General features: G+C 43.4%; 5 protein-coding genes and 1 pseudogene. All 6 read right to left on the bottom strand.

Annotated features, from left to right (window positions below):
* Positions 1–84 precede the first annotated feature (84 nt).
* Positions 85–255, bottom strand: coding sequence for a contractile injection system protein, VgrG/Pvc8 family (locus K1M91_RS20905; RefSeq protein ID WP_232804199.1), 171 nt, complete (start codon positions 253–255; stop codon positions 85–87).
* Between the two features lie 183 nt (positions 256–438).
* A complete protein-coding gene (locus K1M91_RS20900; RefSeq protein WP_232804198.1) occupies positions 439–1,557 on the bottom strand; it encodes a hypothetical protein in 1,119 nt (372 codons plus the stop codon).
* Between the two features lie 437 nt (positions 1,558–1,994).
* On the bottom strand, positions 1,995–2,834 hold the full coding sequence (locus K1M91_RS20895; protein WP_232804197.1) for a hypothetical protein: 840 nt from the start codon (positions 2,832–2,834) through the stop codon (positions 1,995–1,997).
* Positions 2,835–3,114: 280 nt separating this feature from the next.
* On the bottom strand, positions 3,115–3,471 hold the full coding sequence (locus K1M91_RS20890) for a hypothetical protein (protein ID WP_232804196.1): 357 nt from the start codon (positions 3,469–3,471) through the stop codon (positions 3,115–3,117).
* 312 nt (positions 3,472–3,783) lie between these two features.
* Positions 3,784–4,761 carry an alkaline shock response membrane anchor protein AmaP gene (locus tag K1M91_RS20885; protein ID WP_232804195.1) on the bottom strand — a complete coding sequence of 326 codons (978 nt, stop codon included), beginning with the start codon at positions 4,759–4,761 and terminating at the stop codon, positions 3,784–3,786.
* Between the two features lie 120 nt (positions 4,762–4,881).
* Positions 4,882–5,115: pseudogene (locus K1M91_RS20880) on the bottom strand (hypothetical protein); the annotation flags it as partial.

Raw genomic sequence — 5,115 nt, 5'->3', positions numbered from 1 at the left:
TCGGATAAGAATGACACCAGAAAAGGATCGCTCAAGGGATATTTAAGATCGAGTGAGAGTGGTCACGAAAAAAATTTGGGGGTGTCAAGCTGCTCCTGGTGAATAGTTACCATTAAGCTGCTGAAAGATGCGGCTGTTATGGCGCAGCGCTAAACGCGCGGCGCTGGGCACTAATTCAAGCTGATAAAAAGTATGGTGATGGCCGGTGTCTTTTTGGGTAAACCCACTGATGATGCCGTGCACTTGGCGCTGCAAGCCCCGTCTTGCCAAATACTCAATTTGGCGACTTGGTCCACCACTTTATCAGGCGCGTTATCATAACGCGTGCTGGCAAGAAATAGGTTCACTTTATACAGATTAGATAACAGCTCTTGATAGTCAAACGCCGTGACCAAAAACTCACCATGGCTTAGGCTGGGACATGGTGAGTTAATGTATTTAACTAGCTTCAGTTTCTTCGGTGAGTTTGATATCCATATCGTCAGCATCCTGCGTTGCCTTGAGCCGCTGCTGATAAACTTCTTCGGGGATATACGGCGGTACGTAAGGCGCAAAGCCATTCATCATCACACGATATTCTTCTTCCATCACCTTGATGGGGTTATCACTGCGAAGTCCGTCATATTGAGTAAAGTAATCTTGCCACTCTGGTTTGCTGTGCTTGGCATAAAAATCGACCCAGAAGTTATTCGGTCGCCCCCGCTTACCCGCTTTATCAAACGCCGCAGTGGTCGGGTCTAAATGGCGAAACGGCTCCAGACTTGGGATATCCGGTAGGGGCTGCTCCACATCCATGTATCTCAGTAGCGTATCCCATGCGGCCTCAATTTGTGAATAATCGGTGCCGCCACTGAATATTTGTATCTCAAACGACTGGTATGGGTTTTCGGGGTGCCGGTATTTCAACACTAAACTTAAATGGGTGGTGCCATTTGTCATCACATTATGCTCCACCACGGGCACACAATCGGTAAAGTTAGCCTCCCCGATATATGCGTGTTTCACTTTACCGGTTCGGCGATAACACCCTTCTCCATTCCAACGATAGCGTTTAAAGTCCCTTATACTTTTATCAGTTAACCAATAGTTTAGATAAGTCCCAAAACAAGCCACTATAGGCGGCAGTAAACCAAAAATGAGAAAAACCTTCAAAGGTAAAAACTGCATCTCAATAGCACTACCAACTATAAAGGCCGCCCAGCAGGCAATAATCCATATCCATGCCATTGGAAAAGATAAGAAACTGGCAGGAAGACCCAATAATACGAAAAAAAACTCACTCGACGTACCTTCTTCAAAAGACGTTTTAAATGCTTTTTCACTCCAAGCCCAGTGTTCAGGAAAGCTTGAGGACTGATATTGCAAGTTAAATTCACGGTACCAATACGATGGGAATTGCCAGTTTATCGGGTTCTTAAAACTATATTGATTATACCAAATTAATTGACTATCGATTCGCAAGTGCTCAAGCATACTTGCTTGGTATATTTCATTGATACTAGTACATTGACTGCCGCGATAGGCGGTGTCGGCGTACACATTATTTTCAACTGTCATGGGAGGCCTTAAGCTGCTCGGTTAACGTTAAACTAAAATTATTATTAATATACTTAAAGGCCGTACACCGGCCTGTTTGACGTAAGTTTGTTGCTTAACATCTAAATAGGATGATTAGCCCCCACCAAAATCACGAACCATCTGCACGCAGTTAGTTACCCTCCCCATAACCACCTTCATTAAGGGCTTACCTTAATAAACCTTCACATATTGCTCGTTTTCAGCGCCGTTATTAGCTTTAGCCAGCAGCTCAATATCCCCGATATTTAATAGGTTTTTGTTATAGTAGCTGACGAAATAACCAACCCTACCATCAATGTTGAACTAGAGATCGCTCGCCGCCGGCTAGCCGCTCGATAAAGGCCCGAAATGTCGTTCAAATACGGTTAAACAACAAAGTTTTCGTGTTTTATAACCAAACGGGCCACCACTTTGCTTTAACTAAGGTGGCTATCCATTCTTTCTTTTTTCATTTGCCGCTTACTTTGCTTTTTAACGCCACTTCTAGCCCGTTTTCTCCTTAGGTTTTTTGGTACATAAGGTGGTCGTGCGGGTGCGTAGCCAGAAACTATTTCCATGTACTCACTTTCCATCTTTGCGATGGGGTTGTCTTTGTTTCTCCCTTCAGTACTCCATAAGAAATTTATAAATTTTGTTTCAGAGTTATTTTTATACAAGTCGAACCAAAAATTATCAGGAAATGCCCTTTTGCCTGCTTGGTCATAAGCACAGGTAGTTGGGTCTAATGCGCGAAATGCTTCTAAGTCTGGCACATCGGGTAGCGGCTCTTCCACGTCCATATAACGCAGCAAAAAGTCCCACGCTGCCCTAGCATGTGCCAAGTTAGAGCCAGCACTTGCTATGTGAAGTGTAAATTGTGGGATATCTTTGGGAGGCTCCCTCAAACGCAATACCAAGCTTAAGCTAGCGGTGCCATTTTGCATAAAGGTTCGCTCTATAATGGGGTCAAACTCGGTGAAATGATATTCTCCATAGGCCGTTACGACCATACCGGTACGGCGATAAAAGCCTTCACCGTTCCAGCTTGGTTTTATAACATAGCGCTTAACCTGTATGCGTTTGATAACTTGATGTATGTATGTTATTGGAATAAATAAGATAGGCGCCAAAAAAATCAAATGTATATTAAAATCTGCACGTTCAGCAAACAGAAACACAATATACGTTATCCATAAAACAACTGTCCAAAACCAAGCCGCTGGGAAAGAAAAAGTGACCGTGATTAAAAACAAAACAAGCAACAAGGTGTCTAACACCCCTAACCCCCCCCCCCCCATTTTTCAATGTTTCATGGGTTATTTCACAGTTCGCAGGAAAGTTATTTTTCTTTCTTACTAAGTGGTAGTCCAACCATCTCAGTGGAAATTGCCACCTTAAATTATTTAAATAGGTGTAATCAGAATACCAAGGCAGCTGTGTATGTTCGGTTAATATATTTAGCTTACTGGATTTAGCCTTATCCCGCCCTTCAGGGCACATAGATTTACGGTACGCGGTAGAATGGTAATAATCTGAATTCAAGCGATACCTCCTTTATCAACTGTTCCCGTGACAGTTCTTTTCTCGTAGGTATTCCCAAGCCAGTGGAAAACTTCCAATAAGAAAAATCGACTGTATAACCCCCATAAAAACTGAACCAGAACAATCAGGCCCCGTCTCTATACGATAAGTTTGATGATCGATGGAGGTATCGTGACTTAACTTACCCGGCTCAGCCGCCTTCTTAAATTGATATTTTGTTGGACTAAGCCAAGTATGATCGCCCCAAGGCAATTTCACCTTGGTCAACACGGTTTTAAAAAAGCTATCGCTGGCGGCGGGCGTTGGATTGGGGCCTTGACCATGATAGGCCGTGTTTGCGTATTCGCGGTGGGGTGAGTGATACAATGACATTCGATTTAGCAAGTAAGTCACAAAAAGATAAAGCATTCTAACCCAGTATTATTGACAATAAAATCCATAACCAGTTTTCACGAGCTAACATATTGAATTTAAATTTAAATTTAAATTTAACTCACCATTATTGTGTCTAAATTTGGCTAAACCAAGGCAGTTAACCTTTGCCGACATCCCTTACGATGCGGTGGGTTTTTAAACCGCGAATCTTTCAACCATTCACACGCTGTTTCGCGCAATAAATTGCGCTCCTACCCATCCTCATTCCAGTAGGAGCGATTTTTAAATCGCGAATAAACACGCGGCCAGCTAAGCAAATTTGGGCAAAGCTCTTACTGCTTGGATCAATTGCGCTTTTTGCTCGTATAAATCTTTTAGGGCCATGTCACGCCAATATCTGGGGTTGCGCTGGATCTTTTTGTCATGGGCTGCGGTGACGGGATCAAGGTGGCGGCTTATTTCAAAGGTCGGCACGTCGGGCAATGGGCGTGAGGTGTCCATATAACGCTGAATAAAGTTCCAGATGGCCGTGACGTCATGGCCCAGCTTATTGTCACCAAATAGTGCAATATCTATCTTTAATTTGGGCTCGGTGGTGCAGCGCAAAAACACTTGGTGGTAATCCGTGATGCCTTGATGGGTTGAGATGTTAATGGTTTCGGCAACGCAATCTTTAAACGCCACATCGTAAAGTAATTTATTGGTTTTTTTACACCACTGCTTTACCCGCCCAGTGCGGCGATTTAACTCAAAATGGGGTTTAACATGTTTAGCGAATTTCTTGATACAGAAGAGTAAAATCGGGGTGCAAATAACTGCAGAAATAATACATGGGAGGATTATGCCGACCCCCCCAACATACATTGTTTCCCAAAATGACGGCCAGAATTGCTCCGTCATGCCACCATCAATAAACCCTGAAAAAATACCTGTAACAACAAATAGAAATAAGGCGATAAGTGCTAGTTTAAGAGCTCCCACACTGCCAGCAAGTAACACAAAAAATATCTTATCGTTGAGCTTACCTAAGGTAGGATAGCGGATCATTTCAGCATCAAAGCGCTCTATTTGCTTTTCTGAAAATTTAGGGCCGCCTTCTTTATCTTCAACAAAGAGATCGTCCACTTCATGGCTGTCGAGGACATTAGGGGGATACACCTCCCATAAGTCTTGGCTTTTATTCAGCACCATGGCGCGATGGGATGGCTTGGCCAAATATAACTCTTTGGCTTGTTCGCTGCGATAAGCGCTGGGTTCGTAACTAAAAATGCTATTTTCACTGCTCATTATTTAACCTAAATATTCTTCGCGATACTGTAGGAGCGGTTTTTCGCGCAAGAAATTACGCGCCTTCTGGAGACAATTTTATGTAGCAGCTCCTTCCCTGCCTAATCATCCCCCCCCACTTTATTGAGAGCCCTGCAAAATTGCTTCTGCGTGCTCAACATTGATTCTGTGCTGGCGCTTATATGCTTGGTTGATTTCTTTTTTGCTCATATTGCGCCAATAATGCGGGTCGCGGTTGTGCTTTACATCCCACGCTTTGGTAAAGGGGTCGGTATGTCGAAAAGGCTCAAATTGCGGTAAATCAGGTAATGGCTGGCTGATATCCATGTAGCATTGAATAAAGTTCCAAACCGC

It is taken from the genome of Motilimonas sp. E26 (assembly GCF_021278025.1).
GTDB lineage: Bacteria > Pseudomonadota > Gammaproteobacteria > Enterobacterales > CBDFNC01 > Motilimonas.
The sequence above is the reverse complement of the archived record's forward strand: the minus strand, read 5'-3'. Positions and strand labels throughout refer to the sequence as shown.